Annotated in this window: 13 protein-coding genes; 7 read left to right on the forward strand and 6 right to left on the reverse strand. The window is 61.1% G+C overall.

Going from position 1 to position 17,805, the window contains the following annotated elements; all coding sequences use genetic code 11:
- The first annotated feature begins 156 nt into the window (after positions 1-156).
- Complete coding sequence (locus tag VJZ71_02145; GenBank protein HKQ46852.1) at positions 157-921, forward strand: GNAT family N-acetyltransferase; 765 nt, start codon at positions 157-159, stop codon at positions 919-921.
- 6 nt (positions 922-927) lie between these two features.
- On the opposite strand, the gene VJZ71_02150 is transcribed toward VJZ71_02145, so the two are convergent.
- Positions 928-1,695 (reverse strand): DUF1264 domain-containing protein, encoded by a 768-nt coding sequence (locus tag VJZ71_02150; GenBank protein HKQ46853.1) that lies wholly within the window; start codon positions 1,693-1,695, stop codon positions 928-930.
- 366 nt (positions 1,696-2,061) lie between these two features.
- Between VJZ71_02150 and VJZ71_02155 the strand changes: the two genes are divergently transcribed.
- Positions 2,062-3,003, forward strand: a complete 942-nt coding sequence (locus tag VJZ71_02155) for a hypothetical protein (protein HKQ46854.1) — start codon at positions 2,062-2,064, stop codon at positions 3,001-3,003.
- Positions 3,004-3,038: 35 nt separating this feature from the next.
- Here the strand turns inward: VJZ71_02155 and VJZ71_02160 are convergent, their stop codons facing one another.
- The 5 genes from VJZ71_02160 to VJZ71_02180 all read right to left on the reverse strand — a co-directional run bounded on the left by VJZ71_02160 (position 3,039) and on the right by VJZ71_02180 (position 9,214).
- Positions 3,039-3,497, reverse strand: coding sequence for a hypothetical protein (locus tag VJZ71_02160; GenBank protein ID HKQ46855.1), 459 nt, complete (start codon positions 3,495-3,497; stop codon positions 3,039-3,041).
- Positions 3,498-3,500: 3 nt separating this feature from the next.
- The gene (locus VJZ71_02165) at positions 3,501-6,722 is read right to left on the reverse strand and encodes an efflux RND transporter permease subunit (GenBank protein ID HKQ46856.1); all 3,222 of its coding nucleotides are present in this window, start codon (positions 6,720-6,722) and stop codon (positions 3,501-3,503) included.
- Between the two features lie 94 nt (positions 6,723-6,816).
- Positions 6,817-8,244: a hypothetical protein gene (locus tag VJZ71_02170; GenBank protein ID HKQ46857.1), complete on the reverse strand. Its 1,428-nt coding sequence runs from the start codon at positions 8,242-8,244 to the stop codon at positions 6,817-6,819.
- Between the two features lie 106 nt (positions 8,245-8,350).
- Positions 8,351-8,863, reverse strand: a complete 513-nt coding sequence (locus tag VJZ71_02175; protein ID HKQ46858.1) for a hypothetical protein — start codon at positions 8,861-8,863, stop codon at positions 8,351-8,353.
- A gap of 171 nt (positions 8,864-9,034) precedes the next feature.
- The gene (locus VJZ71_02180) at positions 9,035-9,214 is read right to left on the reverse strand and encodes a hypothetical protein (GenBank protein HKQ46859.1); all 180 of its coding nucleotides are present in this window, start codon (positions 9,212-9,214) and stop codon (positions 9,035-9,037) included.
- A gap of 324 nt (positions 9,215-9,538) precedes the next feature.
- Between VJZ71_02180 and VJZ71_02185 the strand changes: the two genes are divergently transcribed.
- The 5 genes from VJZ71_02185 to ugpC all read left to right on the forward strand — a co-directional run bounded on the left by VJZ71_02185 (position 9,539) and on the right by ugpC (position 17,745).
- Positions 9,539-10,372, forward strand: a complete 834-nt coding sequence (locus tag VJZ71_02185) for a hypothetical protein (protein HKQ46860.1) — start codon at positions 9,539-9,541, stop codon at positions 10,370-10,372.
- 163 nt (positions 10,373-10,535) lie between these two features.
- Entirely contained in the window at positions 10,536-11,945 is a 1,410-nt protein-coding gene (locus VJZ71_02190) for a TolC family protein (GenBank protein HKQ46861.1), read from the forward strand.
- A 139-nt stretch (positions 11,946-12,084) separates the two neighbouring features.
- The gene (locus VJZ71_02195) at positions 12,085-13,320 is read left to right on the forward strand and encodes an HlyD family efflux transporter periplasmic adaptor subunit (GenBank protein ID HKQ46862.1); all 1,236 of its coding nucleotides are present in this window, start codon (positions 12,085-12,087) and stop codon (positions 13,318-13,320) included.
- 62 nt (positions 13,321-13,382) lie between these two features.
- Positions 13,383-16,478 carry an efflux RND transporter permease subunit gene (locus VJZ71_02200; protein ID HKQ46863.1) on the forward strand — a complete coding sequence of 1,032 codons (3,096 nt, stop codon included), beginning with the start codon at positions 13,383-13,385 and terminating at the stop codon, positions 16,476-16,478.
- A gap of 145 nt (positions 16,479-16,623) precedes the next feature.
- Positions 16,624-17,745 (forward strand): sn-glycerol-3-phosphate ABC transporter ATP-binding protein UgpC, encoded by a 1,122-nt coding sequence (gene ugpC, locus VJZ71_02205; protein HKQ46864.1) that lies wholly within the window; start codon positions 16,624-16,626, stop codon positions 17,743-17,745.
- Positions 17,746-17,805 lie beyond the last annotated feature (60 nt).

The raw sequence follows: 17,805 nt of genomic DNA on the forward strand, positions 1-17,805 counted from the left end.
TGCCCTGCGAGGAGACGTTTCGGATGCCGTATTGAAGGTGTCGTGCGTTTGATGATGGACTCTCTTCGGACAACCGGTGGGTTTTATGTCTCGGACGCGCTTCGTCGTAATGTGCTGCAGCAATGCGGCGAAGCGATTTGATAGACCCTGAAACGAATGTCCAACACCGTCGGCATTCTCTCTACGGTCCGCCGATCAGATCGAGCGCTCGCCGAACAAGTCTCGACGTGGGAATCGTTGGAGTTCGGCGTCGCCCATAGTTCGGTGAGCTTTCCAACGGTTCTCGGCGCCAATCAACTTCGGGATGCCTGGCTCGTGGAGGTGGATGCGGCGACGGCATACGAGCGGGCCGAGACGTATTATCGCGAACGCAACCTGACGTGCCTTGCCTGGACGCCGGCAGTGGATCAGGCGATGGAGCCAATAGAGGCGCTGCTCATGCCAAAGGGCTGGCGGCGAGTGGACTCCCTGGCCATGCACATGACCGACTGGAGCGCGCTGGACGCCCCTTCAGACCAGGCGATCCGCGTATTGCCGGCACGGGCGATGCCAAAGGCCCTTCGGCGCAGCTTGACCGAATCAGGGGCGAGTGAGGAAGAGACCAACGCCGCCTTCGAGCGCTTGAACGATTCGAATTACGACGCCTTCGTCGCCATGTCGGGAGACCAGCCCGTCGGTCGCGCGGCGTATCTGGAGGTCGGCGACATCGGCCGCCTGGCGGAGCTCTTCGTGGCGCCGGCCCGGCGCGGACAGGGCATCGGCCGCGGCCTGCTTTTTCATGTCATGCAGCTTGTGCGCCGGCTGGGGCCGCGGGCCTTTGTTGCGAGCGTCCCCACCGGGGACGATCCCGGCGCGTCTTTTCTGCAACGCACCGGGTTTTCCCAGGCGGGCACGCTCACGCAATTTGTTCGACCGACCTGATCGCGATTACCGCGACGCGCCCATCGTTTTCGTCGGCTCGTCAGGGCCACTGGCCGTCCACTGGCGGCCGAGGTCTTTGATTGACTTGGCCGGAGGGATTTGCGGAACCTGGAAGCCGTACGACTTTCGGCGCTGACGGATGGCGTCCGTCGAGATGCCGAACTGCGCGTCGCGCTTGCTGATGAGCTTCGGATCGATCTGGTTGTCGCCGTTGGCCGACCACATCAGGATCGGTTCGCCCATGGGGATCGGCGTCGAGGGGTCCGGCCAGGTATGCCACGTCTTGCCCCACGTCGTAATCAAACCCGGGAAGATCGCGTCGCCCTGGTTGGGCATGTCCGCGGCGATGAGTTGCCCGGAGAGGATCTCGTAGGCGTGCGGGTGCCAGTACTTCTTCTCTTCGTCCGGCAGCTTGCGATAGGTCTCGTCGCTGACGATGTACTCGGTACCCAGCATCTTGGGAGTGCCGCCGCGCGCGTCGTAGATCACGCACTGATGCAGATCGCCGGCCACCGGTGCGCAATAATGATGTGCCTCGATCTGGAAGTTGGGATTCTCCTTGGCGACGTGGAACGCGCACAGGTACAGGTGCATCTTGTCCACCGGCGCCCAGTTCGCCGCGTTGCGGCCGCCGTGGTCATGACCGGCATGAGGGTCCGGCGATTTGTCGTCCGCGGAAATCGCTGCCGGTCGGCCCAGAAGCGTCGCCAGCGCGAAGCCCGCCGCAACGCCGACGCCGACAAGTCCTGCTTTGCTGAGTAAAAAGCCTCTCATATCGTCCGTCCTTTCTTCTAATAAATGCCGCTGCCCGCCCACCGTGCCCGAACACGGGGCTCGCTGAAAACGATAACTCATGCATCAACCTTCGAAAAGTAGGCTATCTGTGCGGGTGGCATCTGAAGCTCCCTGAAGGAGTAGCCTGCTCGTGTAAGACATGGCCAATGTGAAAGTTAGCACAGGGTGTCGGACGAGCGGAGAGAGAGTGACGATGCCGCGGGGGTCGGTATAAATACCGATGAATTACAATCGCAGAATATTGAAGCTGACTATTGCGAGGACCAATGTCGGGCGGTGTAATGACCTGCCACATTGCGGTTTCTGGCGCGTGAAAGTCCTGGTGCCCCTTCGGAGGATCAAATCATGCACGCAAACAAAACTCTTGTGTGGGTTCTGGTCGTTGTTGTCGCAGATTTGCTATACGCCGCTCCAAAACGGACAGGCGACCAGCCTTTGAGCCTGAATCGCACGCCGCAAACGACTGAGACGGAGACCGGCGCGACGACAACCGAAACGACCGAGACAACCACGACCGTAACGACGGAATGCGATTACGGCTTCAAAGGGGTCAACGACTTCTTCAACATCCGCGAGGCGAATTCCGACGTGAAGGCCTGCGAGTGGGAGTTCATGCTGGGCAGCGCCTGGTCCACCTTCCATAGCCGCAAACATCGCGATGATGATTTCACGTTGACCCCCAGCGTCAAGTACGGGATTACCGACGATCTGTTCGCCGAGCTTGAACTTCTTCCTGTGAACATTGGGGATGGCCTGAACCTACCCGACAGCGATGGGGCGGATGGCACCGGAGATACGGCCTTGAAGTTGTTCTGGCAGTTTCTCCACGAGGACGGATGCCTGCCGGCCATGGCGGTCTGGGGTGAGATGCGGATGCCGACCGGAGAAAACTCGGAGAAGGTCGATGGCACTCTCAATTTGAACATCACGAAGACAATCTGTGGACCGTTGCGGGCTCACTTGGGGGGCTTCGTCCAGACGGCCAACGGCTCGCGCGGCGACTGGGATCGCGAGGAATTCGGCGACCGCCGGCACTTCCAGTGGGGCGTCGGCCCGGGGCTGGATTATGCCATCAACGAATGCAACATGATTGTCTTCAACTACCTGAATCGCAGCAGCGAATATTACGGCTCACAAAACAACAACATCCTGGAACTTGGCTATGTTTACACGATAAACGAATGCTCGTATTTGCGGGCTGCGGTTGACACGGAATTACATGCCGACGCCGATGGGCCGCATTGGACCGCCAAAGTGCAGTACGCCTACAGCATTGGGGGCCGATGATAGGTATTACGTGACCGCCCGGCCCCTGCGCTAATCTACATCTTAAGTGGGAACGAGGTCATTTGTTTTCCGGCCTCCTTGGTTTCGATCTCGACCCAAAGCTTGCTGCTGACGGGTAGAGGGTCCGGCACCTCCGCGTGGGTATGCCAATGACCGGCTTCCACGTCGGCCTTGGCCTTGACCGAGCCCTTGGCATCCTCGGCGCCGATCCAGAAGCGCACCGCCGCCGCATTTCCAAGTCCGCCGTCAATCCAGATGTCGATGGGAGAATCGCCACCGGGTTTGATCTCTCCCTTGTCGCGCGAAGCCTTGACCTTGATACCGTCAATGGTCGTTTCTCCAAGCTCAATCACTTCCCCGGAGTGCCCGGCCGCGGGTGGCTCGGCCTTCGGCGCGGGGCTTGGCGTGGGCTCGGAGGTTTCGGGTTTGCGCTCGCAGCCGATCAATAGCGCGGCAGCGGCGAACACGGCGATTGGAAACAGGGCAATTCTCATCAGTCAAGCTCCTTCAATTTGGGTCGCCCTAGGCGACACAGGAACAATGGACGGCTCCGGCCCCACCTTGACGCCGAACACAAGCGAGTACCCGGCGGGTACAACGACGACGTTCAGAAACGTCGAGGTAATCAGCCCTCCCAGGACGACGATGGCAAGCGGCGCGAGGAGTTCACTGCCTGGCTCTCCTTTGGCGATGGCCAGCGGGAGCAAACCCAACGCCGCACATAGTGCGGTCATCAGGATGGGCACAAGACGCTCCATCGAGCCCTGAATGATCGCTTCGCTGAGCGCTTTCGATTCCTGCACAATGAGATGCTGGTAGTGATTAACGAGCAGGATGCCGTTGCGAACCGCGATGCCGAATAAGGTGACGAAGCCGACCATGCTGGCGATGGAAATGACGGGGGCCTCATACCGCGCACTGGAGAGCCCGAAGAGCGCAAGAGTGTTGCGGAACGGGTTGTCACATTCCGTCAGATAGACGGCCACGATTCCGCCGATCAGGGCCAGCGGCAGGTTGACCATCACCAGCAATGCGGCCCGCCATGAGCCGCTGGAGACTTGCAGCAACAGGAGCATTAACAGGATGACGCCTGCGCCGGCGACGTAAATGGTGCGGGCCGCTGATTGCTGAGCCTCGAACTGACCGCCGTAATGAATCGTGTAGCCCGCGCCATGCGCGATCGGGTCGATGCGTTGGCGCACGGTCTCCACGATGTCCCCGAGGTTGTAGCCCTCCGCCACGTTGCAGGAGATCACCGCTTTGCGACGCGCGTTTTCTCGTGCGATGAGATTGGATGTCTGTTCCGGACCGATGGTCGCGACTTCTGCCAGTCGCACGAGCGCGCCGTCCTGTCCGCGGAGCTGGAGGCGACGGACCTGTTCGATGGTCTGGCGATCCTCGGCGGCGAGTCGGACGACCATGTCGTACCGGCGAATGCCCTGATGCACCTCCGCCACGCGCTCGCCGTAGAGCGCCTGTTGCACCTGGGTCGCGGCCGAAGCCGGCGTCAAGCCGGCGGCCGCGAGGTCCTCCAGGCGATAGCGCACCGGCAGAGATGTGATCATGACTTCCCGCGCCGCATTCACGTCCCGCACCCCCGGGGCCTTGTTTAATTCCGCTTCAACCTGGCGCGCGATCTCGCGAAGTTTCGAAAGATCGTCGCCGTAGATACTCATGGCGATGGCGGCCGGCGTTCCCGAGAGGATATGTGACAGACGATGTTCGATCGGCTGGCCGACGCTGGTCACGATGGCGGGCACATCCTGGAGAATGTCTTGAACATGCCCGCGGACCTCTTCCTTGTCGGCTTCCGGATCAAGGACGACATCGATTTCCGAGTCGCTGGGCGGCTGGGCGTGTTCATCACGTTCCGCGCGGCCGGTGCGCCGCGTCACGCTGGTTACGCCGGAAATCGCCGTCAGCCGCGCCTCGATGCCGCGAGCGACGCGGTCGCTTTCGACCAGGGACGTGCCCGGCGGATTCATCAGGAAGACGGTGAATGTGCCCTCGTTGAATCCGGGCAGAAAACTGGTGCCAAAGGATGAGGCGAGCCACAAGGAGAGCGCGGTCGCCCCTACCGCAGATGACAGCACCCATTTTCGATGCCGGATCGCATATCGGAGAGAGGGCTCGTAACGTTGCTTGAGCCAGCGGACCAGAAGGCCGTCGCTTTGACTCCCGACCGCTTCGTCGTCTTCACCCGTACGGCGTCTAAGCAGGAATCGACAGAGCGCCGGCGTCAGGGTCAAAGCCACGACCAGCGACGCGAGAATCGAGACGATATAGGTGATCCCCAGCGGACGGAAAAAGCGCCCCTCCAGGCCCTGAAGGAACAGCAGCGGAACAAAGACCATGACAATGATGATGGTCGCGAACACGACGGCGCTGCGGATTTCATTGCTGGCGTCAAAAATCACCTGAAGATCAGGCCGGCGCTCATCCCTCGGTCGCTGTCTGTTCTCGCGCAGGCGGCGGTATACATTTTCCACATCGATAATCGCGTCGTCGACGAGTTCACCAATAGCGATAGCCAGCCCACCCAGTGTCATGACGTTGATCGACAGGCCCCAGATCCACAGCACGAGCAGCGCCACCGCGATCGAAATCGGCAGCGCGGTCAGGGTGATGATGGTCGTACGGACATTCATCAGGAATAGTACAAGGATGATGGCCACAATGATCGTGGCGTCACGCAGCACATGCCGGACATTCCGAACCGCGCGATCGATGAAATCAGCCTGCCGGAACACCTTGCGGTTAAGCACGATTCCTGCCGGGAGACTCTTTTCAATCTCATCCAGCGCACGATCCACGTCTTCCGTGAGCGCCAGCGTGTTGGTGCCCGGCGACTTCTGAATTGTGAGGACGACGGCCGAGCGCCCCTGGTCGGCTGCGGTGCCTCGCTTGGGTGAAGCACCGAGCACGACCTCGGCCACACTTCCGATCAGGACCGGAGTACCCTCGTAGTACTTGATGATCGTGCCCTTGATGTCCTCGACGCCCTTGACGCGGGCGGACTGTCGGATGGGCAGCTCGCGGCGCTCGACATTGGGCAGATATCCCGCGCTCGCTGTGCTGTGCGCCGCCCGCGCGGCCTCCACAACATTCGCAATGGTCAATCCGAAGAGATGCAGCCTGTCCTGGTGAACGTTGATCTGGTATTCGGGCAGCTCTCCACCAATGGCCACGACCTGCGAGATCCCGGGAATGGACAGCAGTCGGTTGCGGAGATCGAATTCCGCATAGGCGCGCAGGTCGAGATCGTTCACCCGGCCGTCGGGCGACGAAAGCGCCAACAACATGATTTCGCCCGTGATGGAAGTGATGGGCGTGATTTCTGCGTGGGCGTCGGGCGGCAGCGACTCACGCACCGCCGCAAGTCGCTCGGTGACGAGCTGCCGCGCACGATAAATGTCCGTCCCCCAGTCAAACTCCACCCACACGAGCGACAGGCCGCCGGCACTGCCGCTGCGCACACGCCGCACGCCCGGCAGGCCGTTGACCGAGGCTTCAATGGGAAAGGTCACATACTGTTCCATCTCGTCGGCCGCCAGGCCGCCGCTATCGGTCATGATGACGACCGTCGGAGCATTCAGTTCGGGAAAGACATCGACCGGCATCTGAGGAAGGATGTACCCCACGAATGCAAGGAGCAGTCCGCATGCGATCAGGACTAGCGTCGAGTACTTAAGGGAGAGGTCGATCAGCTTTGAAAGCATCTGCCTCTCCCTTTGCCGGGTTGGTTCGAGCAATTCATCCGGTGCTCCCGACTTTCAAATCCGGCTTCCACGGTCACCTGCGTTTGCAACTTTCTCATTCGTTCCCTTCGTGGAAGGTCCCATCAGGATGAAAATGACCGCCCTTTGGCGACCCGGCCGAGGTGGCCAACATGAGCTGGTAAATGCCATCCAGCACCACTTCGTCTCCTTCGCCCAAACCGCTCAATACCGCGACCCAGCGGTCGTCACTTACACCAAGATCCGGCTCCATGCGGATGACCTTGTTCGGATCTTTGGGATCGCGTCGAAAAATGATTTTTGACAGGCCGTCCTGAATGACGGCGCCGGTGGGGATGGCGAGTTCTTCCGTCGATCCGGCAAGCGTCACTTCGAGATAGGCGGTGACGCCGGGTCGTGCCCAATTACTCAGGGATGTTGGCGTGACGTAAAGGTCCATCGTCCGCTGCTGCGGATCGGCGGAGATACCGAGCATGAGCTTTCCTTCCATGGTGTCCTGAAGCGCGATGCTGCCACCGCGTGGGGGAACGACGCGCGCAGGCAGGCCTTCGCTTAGTTGTTGGAGATCGCTTTGCATTCCGTGGGCGTGGAAGCGAATGCGCTCCGGCTGGACTGTTGTGAGCACCAGGCTTGTGGCGTCGGCCCATGCCCCGTTGGTCAGCGTAATCGAATCGACGTAGCCCGGCGCGCCGGCGGCGACCTCTACGTGCTCGCGCGTGCGCCACATCGGCGCGGAAGTATCGCCATCTCCGTTTGGCTGTAGCAAGCGGCTCTTCGGGACATCGAGCAAGGTCGCGGCCGACTCGAGCAGCAGGTTAAACCGCGTTCGCGCGGTATCCAGCCTGGCCTGCACCTCCACGCGCATCACGTTGAGTTCCGCCTCTTTTTCCTTGGTTTCCGCCAATTTGATGTTGGCCTCGGCCAGCGACACCTGCGCTTGGGCCAGTGCCGCTGCGCTTATGCTGCCGGTTTCCGATCCTTTTGCGAGCTGCGCCGCTCGGGTGGTCAGGATATCGACCTGTCTCTCGATGCTGCGATGATGTTGTTCATGTGCTTCCCGGAGCGGGCCCATCATCTCAACCCGCTTTTCCGATTCTCGAATCTGCGCTTCGGCCTCGGCGAGTTTTTGCTGAAGCTCACGCCAGGGCGGAGAATCGAGGCGATACATCGGCGTTCCGAGATCGACGCGCTGAAATTGGCCGACCAGCAACTCGACGCGGCCAGAAAGCATCGTGCGATATTCCCGCCTGGCGTCCGGCAGGAATTCGAACTTTCCGGGAACACGCAACGTCCTGGCAACGGCCCGCGATTCAACCCTGGCGAAGGTAATGCCGAGGTTCTTTCGCACCGCGTCGGGAACATCGACGCGGTTGGTGATCGCTGCGCCGCTGCTTCCCGCAGCGGGTATCGTATCGCGCTGCTCCGCGGGCCCGTCATTCGGAGAGCGATCGCACCCTCCGATGAAACCGGCCGTCGCAAGAACAAGTATCAAAAAATATTGCATAGGAGCACTTTGATTCCCGCACAGGCGGGGCGCTCGTTGAGCGCGAATGCTCAACGATGACGCAAACTAAATCACTTGTTTGTAGTAATGCGCAGGAGGGCAGGAATCAGATCAACAAGGCGTTGCTGGAGCTCAAGATCATCGCCAGAGAATTGCCGGCGCGGTGATCCAACGGACAGCCTCGCGAATCGGGCGGATGCCATGCGGGCTTCGGCGCGATTCCATTCGTTGTTCCGGCGTAGATTTGAATCGGTGCGTCTTTTATGATCAGATCACCACGGCGCGGTGATGCAATATCAACGGGAACAACAAAGTAAAGCAGACTCGTCGATTCCTCGATCGCCGATGAGTTTGGAAGTTCGTTCGGCGCCGATCCGTCATGCGAATGTCGATGCGCTTCGCGCAAAAAGGTCGTCCCGTTTGTTCGGCCGACGGCGTCGGGGACGAGCGGAATATGAACATGAAGGCCGTGGTCGTCGTGATCGTGCAGAAGGACGGGGTTTCCCGATAAAGGAGCAAGCAGCAAGTGCGGCATGCACGCCAGGATCGGCAACCAGCGGATCAATGGGCGATTGAACATGAAACTAGAAAGTTCGCGACGGTCCAGCATTTTGGTCATCAATGAAACCCGGCACTTGAGATTACTTTATACGATAACCACGAAGCACAATTTGGTCAATCGCCGGTGTTGCGGATATCGCCGCCAACCAGGCGTCAAATTTGTTCTTTGCGACCGATAAGCCGCCTCATCCTTGTCGTCGGGACCCTGTCAGCCGGTTGCGCCCGCGTTTCACCGGAGGGGGACGACGAGGACGCCGCCCGGTTCGTAACCGAGCGAACGGGGGTGGAGTAAGTCTACGATCCAAGCGCGGACGCTGAAGCTGGGCAGGCCGTGAGCGCGCTGCTCGAGGGCGGGCTGACCTTGGATGAAGCCGTTCGCGTTGCGCTCCTGAACAACAGAGACTTCCAATCGGTGTTCGCCGAGGTGAGCGGCTTGGGACCTCTGCGGCTCTCATACACCGCGGCACTCATCATGTAAGTCCAAGTAGATACGAAGGTTGCTGGTAGCGTTTGGGCTTACGGCTGGACGAGCGTAATGCCCGATATTTATGACTATTGCGTACGAGAGGGCACAGATGTGTAATCGTTGGTGGCGTAATGGTTTCCCGATGTGCGCTAGCTCTTTTCAAACCTGGAGTTTTCGATCATGTCCAGAAAAAAAATAATTGCGCGAGCTGTGATTGCTGCGGCACCTATTTTTTGGCTTTCCGCTCCGAGCCGAGCGGATGAGCCGATGAGCCTGGGTCAATTTCCCCAGGACTCGAGGGCAGAGGGGGGTTCCACGGCTTCCGAGACCACAACGGAGACGACCGTCGAAACAAAGTCGGAGATATGTGACATCTATGGGTACAAGGAGGTCAGCGACTTCTTCAACATTCGCGAGGCCAATCCCCAGGTAAGTGCATGCGAGTGGGAATTCGAGCTTGGAGCGGATTGGGCGACTCGATCGGATGGCGAAGATGACGAGTTCGGTCTCGAGCAAACAATAAAATACGGGATCACCGACGACATTTTCGTCGAGTTGGAAGTGCAGGAGCCCAGCCTGGGGGACGGTGGGGACCAGGGCACCGGCGACCTGAACTTGATCCTCTTTGAACGGGTATTGAAGGAAACCGAGTGCCTCCCGGCGATCGGGCTCCAGCAGGAGATGCGAATTCCGTCGGGGGACGGCTCCAGTGGCGTGGATGGTAGGTTCCACCTGGTGTTAACGAAGCACATCATTGACAAGCTGCGTGTCCACTTGGATGGCTACATTGAAACCGCCAACGGATCGCAGGGGGCCAGCGACGAGGACGAAGATAGGCGGCACTTCCAATGGGGCGTCGGTCCCGGTTTTGATTATGAGATCGACGAACAGACGCTGGTGCTAATCAACTATCTGAATCGCAGCAGCGAGGAGTACGGCCATCACAACCAGAACATTCTTGAGCTCGGCGCAGTCCGTGAGATCGCACGGACGGAGTGCACCGCACAGCACGTGAAAATCGCCGCCGACATTGGACTCGACGGACAGGAAGAAACGCCCAACTTTGGCGCGAAGCTCATGTGGTCCATCGACTGGAAGTAACCTCCTGCAAAAGGGCCATGGATCGGCCATGATTTCACCGACTAGGTTGATGGTCTTGGCCTCACGTCGACTTTTCGAACTCTTTTCGTCGGCAGCTTTTCTTGCAGTAGCGGGCTGCGCGCGGGTGGCACCGGAGGGGGACTATCAGGAGGCCGCGCGTTTCGTGACCGAGCGAACGGGGGTGGAGCAGGTCTACGATCCAAGCGCGGACGCTGAAGTCGGGCAGGCCGTGCGCGCGCTGCTCGAGGGCGGGCTGACCCAGGATGAAGCCGTTCGCGTTGCGCTCCTGAACAACAAAGACTTCCAATCGCTGTTTGCCGAACTCGGCGCGTCGCGGGCCGACGTGGTGCAGTCCGGGCTCCTGACCAACCCTTCACTTTCACTTCTCGTCCAATTCCCCGAAGGGGGAGGGCGCAGCAAGCTGACGTTCGGCTTCGGCCAGCAACTGGTCGACCTGTGGCAAATACCCGTCCGTAAGAACATCGCCGAAGCCCAGCTCGAGCAGGCCGTGCTCGCGATTGTCCGCCGGGCGGTCGATCTCGCGGCGGACGTGCGCGTGCGCTACAGCCGCCTGGCCGCGCTGCTACGCGCCGAGGCGATCACCCGCGAGAATCTGCAGCTCGTCGAGCGGTCCCTGCAGCTCGCCCAGGCGCGTTACACCGCGGGCGAGTCGGGTCAGCTCGACGTGTTCCTGGTTCGGGGGACCCTTCTGGACGTTCAGGTCGCCTTGATCAACCTGGCGCGCGATCGTCGCGTCGCCCTCGCGGACCTGGAGCGGTCGATGGGGTTGACTCGGTCAACTCAGCGCGTCGAACTCACCGAGGAACTCAAGCCGCCACCGCCCATCGTCTTTGAAGAGTCGGAACTCGTGTCGTTCGCCCTCCACGAGCGGCTCGATGCGCAATCGGCGGCCGCCCAGGTTCGCGCGGCGGAAGCCGAACTCCGCCGACAATACCTCAACATATTTCCCAGCGTGGTGGCGGGCGCAGAAGTGGAACGTACGGACCGCCGGTCGCTGCCCGGCAGAGACATCGTCGCCGACACGTTGCGTACATCCATCGCCAATGGTGGACTGACGGCGCCGGAAATTCAGTCCAAGGACCAGCGCGACCAGGAACGACGACAGATCATCGATTCAATCATCGGGCCGTCCCTGGCCATTACGCTTCCCATTTGGGATCAGAATCAAGCGCAGATTGCCAAGGCCGATTTCACGGTCCGCCAGCGGCGAAAGTCCTTTGAAGACCTGCTGGACCAGGTGGCGCTGGATGTTCAGCAGTCCAGCGCGGCCATGCGGACGGCGCAGGAACTCGTGAGTTTTTATGAGAAAGAGACGCTGCCCCAAGCGCAAAAAAACGTCGACGCCGCCACCCGGAGCTACCAGGCCGGCGAGCAGAGCGTCGTTGCGCTCATTGAGGCGCAGCGATCCCTGATCGACCAGCGCCGAACTTTCGTCGATATTGTTCGAGACAGCGCAATTGCCAAGGCGGAATTGGAACGCGCCGTGGGCGGCCGGCTCCCGCGCAGCGCGACCACGCAGGCGACACCGAACCAGCCGGCGTCGATCGAATAGTAAGAAAGGAAAGGTAGACGAAATGGACACATCAACGTTCTTCACCGACCTGATTGGCTTGTTTTTTTCCGGTTTCCTCTCCTTCGGTCTCGACTTTATTCTGCAGTTCCTCGCTGCGTTTCTCGTCTAAGGCGGCGGAATGACTCGCGACGTTTTACGATGGTTCGTGTTGGCGATCACGCTCGGGCTGTCGATTCCAGGCTGCTCACCTGACGACGACGAGGAGGAAGCGGGCGAGACGCACCACGCGGAATCACAGCCCGTCGCGCGCAACGAACGCGGCGAGACCGTGGTTACGCTCGACGTTGAGGACCAGAAAAACGCGGGAATCGTCACTCAGCCTCTCGTCGCCGGCGCCTTGCAGCCGGAATTGACCGCCTACGGCCGCCTCGAAGAGGACCCCTCGCAATCGTTCACCCTTCGGGCCCCGGTCGCCGGGATGGTCAAACCGCCCGACTCCGGCACGTGGCCCCGCCTCGGACAGACTCAGGAGGACGGCGTCCTTATCGGCCGAATTGAGCCTCGGCTCAGCCCCGTGGAGCGGGCGGACCTTGCGTCGCGCCTCTCCGCGGCCCACGGCGAAATGGAGGAAGTTTCTGCGGAACTGTCGGCGGCGCAGGCGTCGTACGAAAGTAAGAAGCAGCTTAACATCCAGGGCCATATTGTCTCCGACCGAGCCATGGAAGAGGCAGAAGCCAGGGTCAAAGGGGCCGAGGCGCGCCTGAAAACGGCGGTGGAGACCATTCGACTGATTGAGGCGTCGCTTACCGCTACATCGGGACCAACGGAGCCCCTCGTATTGCGCCTGGTGTCCGGCGGTGAGGTCGTCGAAGTGGGCGCGCAGCCCGGCGAGTCGCTCGAGGCCGGACAGACCATCCTTCGCGTTGCGCGATACGACCGACTGCTGGCGCGGGTGGAATTGCCTGTTGGCGAATTCGTCAGGCCTCCGCCAAGACACGCGCGGGTCGTGGTGGTGGGCCGCGACGAGCGCCCCTGGCAAGCCCAGGCCGCTGCGATCGCGCCGGCGATCAATCCGCTCACGGGCGGAGAGGCGTTCCTGTTTCTATTCACTTCGGACGATCCAACGCTACGCCCCGGATTGGCGATCGTCGCCTACATTGCACTGACCGGCGAAGCACAAAAAGGCGCGATCATCCCACGATCAGCGGTGGTGCGTCTCGAGGGCGGCACTTGGATTTATGTAAAAAGCGGCGAACAAGAGTTTACGCGACGCGCGGTAAACGACTTGCGCCCCACTGAGGCAGGGTGGTTCGCCGCCGGCCTCGATCCGGATCAAATCGTCGTGGTCACCGGGGCGCAGGCGCTTCTTTCAACGGAGTTCACTTCCCGCGCGGTAGAAGAGGAAGAAGAATGATCCCTCTTTCGCCCTGACGCCCCGACAAGTCGGCGAAGATCGGGAACAAGGCACTCCGGCTCATGCTCAGCAAGATCGTCGATTTCTCGATTCGCTTCCGCGTCGTTGTCGTCGCCCTCGCCGCGCTTTTGGTCGCTTACGGCGTTTATGTCGCCTACCACGCCAAGCTCGATGTCTTTCCCGACTTCGTTTCGCCGCAGGCCTCGATCCAAACCGAAGCGCCCGGCCTTTCCGCCGAGCAGGTCGAGGCGCTGGTCACGCGGCCCGTGGAAAGTGCGCTTTCCGGCGTTTCCAGTCTCGAATCGATCCGTTCGCAGTCGATCCAGGGCCTTTCGGTCATCACGGTGTATTTCCGCGAAGGGACGGAAATCTTCGTCGCCCGACAGATGCTCAATGAACGGCTCAGCGAAATCCGCGCCCTGCCTGCGGGCGTTCAAACGCCGAGGCTACGTCCGATCACCTCTTCGACGATGGACCTGCTCAAAATCGGATTGGTCTGCGACAAGCTCACGCCAATGGAATTGCGCACTTTTGCAGATTGGACGGTCAAGCCCCGCCTGCTTGCGGTGCAAGGTGTAGCCGGCATCAGCATCTATGGCGGAGACGTTCGCCAACTGCAGATTCGCGTTCGCCCCGATCGGCTGGCGGCCTTCAATCTTTCCTTGGACGACGTCCTGGCGGCCGCGCGAAACTCCACGGGCGTCCGCGGGGCGGGTTTTGCCGAGACGCCGGCCCAGCGAATCCCCATCCAGACGGAAGGTCAATCGCTGACGCCCGAGCAGCTCGGCGAAGTTGTGGTCCGCCGCGATCGCGGTGTGAGCCTCCGCCTCAAGGACGTCGCCGATGTGGTCGTCGGTGCGGAGCCTAAGTTTGGCGACTGCGTCATCATGGGACGTTCCGGCGTACTCCTCACCATGTTGAGCCAGTATGGGGCCAACACCATGGAAGTGACTCGGGCGGTCGAGGCGGCGCTGGAGGAGATGAAACCCGCCTTAGCCGCCCAGGGCATTACGCTCTATCCGCGACTGCACCGGCCGGCTACCTTCATCGAGACGGCGATCGGCCACATGCGTTTTTCGCTGCTCTTGGGCGGCATCCTCGTGGCGGCCGTGCTGTTTCTATTCCTGTTCAACCTCCGGGCCGCCTTCATTTCGCTGACGGCCATACCGCTGTCGCTTTTGGTTGCCGTCATCATCCTCGATTACTTCGGCGTGACGCTCAATACAATCACCCTTGGCGGCCTGGCGATCGCCATCGGCGAGGTCGTTGACGATGCGATCATCGATGTGGAGAACATCCTCCGGCGGCTCCGCGAAAATGCTGCGGGCCCCCAGCCCCGCTCACCGCTCGCCGTTGTATTTCAGGCTTCGCTTGAAGTCCGCAGCGCCGTCGTCTATGCCACCTTCGTCGTGGCGCTCGTTTTCCTTCCGGTCCTGACGATGTCCGGCCTGCAAGGCCGGCTCTTCGCACCGCTCGGTGCGGCCTACATCCTGGCGATCGCGGCCTCGCTCGTGGTCGCACTCACACTGACGCCCGCGCTTTCCCTTTTGTTGTTGCCGCAGCGCGCCGACCGAGCCGTCGAACCGGCCTTCATCGAACGGCTCAAGGAGCGCTATCGCCGGCTGTTGGCGCGAATCGGCGGCAGACCGCGAATGGTCATCGTCTCTAGCGCTATTCTGTGTGTGCTTGCGGCCGGCCTCTTTTTCAGCCTCGGCGGCGAATTCCTGCCCGAGTTTCGCGAGGGGCACTTTGTCTGCCAGGTCTCGGGACTTCCCGGCACCTCACTCCCCGAGATGATGCGGATCGGCAAACAGGCCACCAATGAGCTGCTCAAATTGCCGGAGATAGACACCGTCGAACAGCAGGTCGGCCGGGCTGAACTCGGCGAGGACCCCTGGGGTCCCCATCGCAGTGAGTTACACATCGAATTGAAGCCCACCACCGGAAAAAGACAGGATTTGGTGCAGAACGAAATACGCGAGGTCCTGTCCAAGATCCCCGGAATCAATTTCGAGGTCCTTACGTTCCTGGGAGATCGCATCAGCGAGACGATCACCGGTGAGACGTCGTCCGTTGTGGTGAGCCTCTTCGGTGACGATCTCGACGTGCTCGACGCCAACGCAGAGGAAGTCGCGCGCGTCCTCTCGAGTGTTCGCGGGGCCGTCGATGTCCGCGTCTCGGCCCCGCCGGGGATTCCCCAGACGATCGTGCAGCTTCGCCCGGACCGGCTTCGGCAATTCGGCTTTCAGCCGGTCGGCGTCCTGGACGCGCTCCAGACTGCCTATCAGGGAACGACGACGGCACAAGTGTACGAAGGCAATCGCGTCTTCGATGTCGTGGTCATCATGGACCCGTCGCTGCGGCAGGATCCCGAGCAATTGGGCTCGTTTCTGTTGCGCAACAGCGAAGGCGCGATGTTGCGTTTGGATCAGCTCGCGGACGTCACTCTCGTGTCGGGCCGCTTTATGATCCTGCACGATGATGCCCGTCGCCGGCAGACGATTACTTGTAACATCGAGGGCCGCGACCTCGCCTCGTTCGTTGGGGAAGCCAAGGCGGCCGCCGCGAAGCTCCATTTCCCACCTGGAGTTTATGCCCAGTTCGGCGGCACGGCGGAATTGCGCGAACAAGCGCAGAGCGAACTTCTGCTCCATTCCGGCCTCGCCGGTCTCGGCATACTGATCTTGCTCTGGGCGGTCTTCCGCAATGGGCGCAACCTGTTACTGGTCTTGGCCAACTTGCCGTTCGCCCTCGTCGGTGGAGTCCTGGCGGCCTTCGTGACCGGCGGCAATCTATCGCTGGGATCGCTCGTGGGGTTTGTTACGCTCTTCGGTATCAGCACGCGAAACTCCATCATGATGATTTCGCACTTCGAGCACCTTGTCACTGTCGAAGGACAGCCTTGGTCGTTCAATACCGCACTTCGCGGCGCCTCGGAGCGCGTTCTCCCGGTAGTGATGACGGCCTTGGTCACCGGACTGGGACTGCTGCCCATCGCGCTCGGGACAGGAGAACCCGGCCGAGAAATAGAAGGGCCAATGGCCGTCGTGATCCTGGGCGGGTTGATTACTTCAACCATCCTTAATCTGCTCGTCCTTCCCACCCTCGCCATTCAATTTGGGTCGTTTCGCCAACAACCGGCGGATGCTCGGCCATAAGATTCCTAACCTTCTTCATGGCACGGTGTTGCTGCCAGCGACACGACATTGGAAGCGTCCCGGAATCTGGATTGACGGGAACTCCTATCGCCTTATAATTCCATGCCTTAGGGCAAGACAGCCACGCTGCCCAACGTGTAACCCTATGGCTCGCGTGACTTTAACCGACGTGACCAAGGTTTACCCCGGCGGCGTAAAGGCGGTGGACCGCGTCTCGCTGGCGATCGCGGACCAGGAATTCATCGTCCTCGTTGGCCCCTCGGGGTGCGGCAAGAGCACCACCCTGCGGATGGTGGCCGGTTTGGAGGAGATTAGTTCCGGCACGGTGCGGATCGACGATCGCATCGTGAACGACACCCCGCCGAAAGACCGCGATATCGCGATGGTCTTCCAGAACTACGCCTTGTACCCGCACATGTCGGTGTACAAGAACATGGCCTTCAGCTTGAAGCTCCGCCGACGCGAACTGGGGCTGAAGCGGGCTGAGATCGATGCCAAGGTCCGGGAGACGGCCGCCCTGCTCGGCATCACGGATCTGCTCGATCGCAGGCCCAGAGCCTTGTCCGGCGGTCAACGGCAGCGAGTGGCCGTGGGCCGGGCGATCGTGCGGAGCCCGCGGGCGTTCCTCTTCGACGAGCCGCTGTCGAACCTGGACGCGAAGTTGCGCGTGGAGATGCGCAGCGAGATTAAGCGGCTCCAGCGCCGCCTGCGGACGACGACGATTTACGTCACGCACGACCAGGAAGAGGCGATGACGCTGGGCGATCGCGTGGTGGTGATGAAAGACGGCGTAGTGCTGCAAAGCGCTCCGCCGCTGGAAATATACGAGCGGCCCGTCAATCGGTTTGTGGCGGGCTTCATCGGGACGCCGCCGATGAGTTTCATCGACGGGCGGCTGACGCAAACGAACGGCACGACGTCGTTCGAGGACGGTGCGACGAGTTTGACGCTCGATCGCCGTCTGGCCGAGGCCGGCGCCGAATACGCCGGACGGCCGATGGTGCTGGGGCTTCGGCCCGACGCCTTCGCGTTGGAGGCGGTTCCGGGAGCGGCGCGGATGAGCGTGCGGATCACGCTCGTCGAGACGCTGGGCGACCGGAAGGATGTGTACATGACCACCCGATCGGGTCGGCCTGTCGTGGGACGCGTCGATTCGCGGGCGGACGTGAGGGAAGGCCAGGAGCGAGAGATGTATGTCGAGTTGTGTCGCGTGCATCTCTTCGAGCCCGGCGAGTTAGGTCGCAATGTGACGGCGGTTCGCCCGTGAGGCGGCGGTCCATGCGAACTAGAAGCGGCTCCGACGAAGCCGGCGAGCTCTTGTGGGGCG

The organism is Phycisphaerae bacterium, from assembly GCA_035275405.1.
Classification (GTDB): domain Bacteria; phylum Planctomycetota; class Phycisphaerae; order UBA1845; family UTPLA1; genus DATEMU01.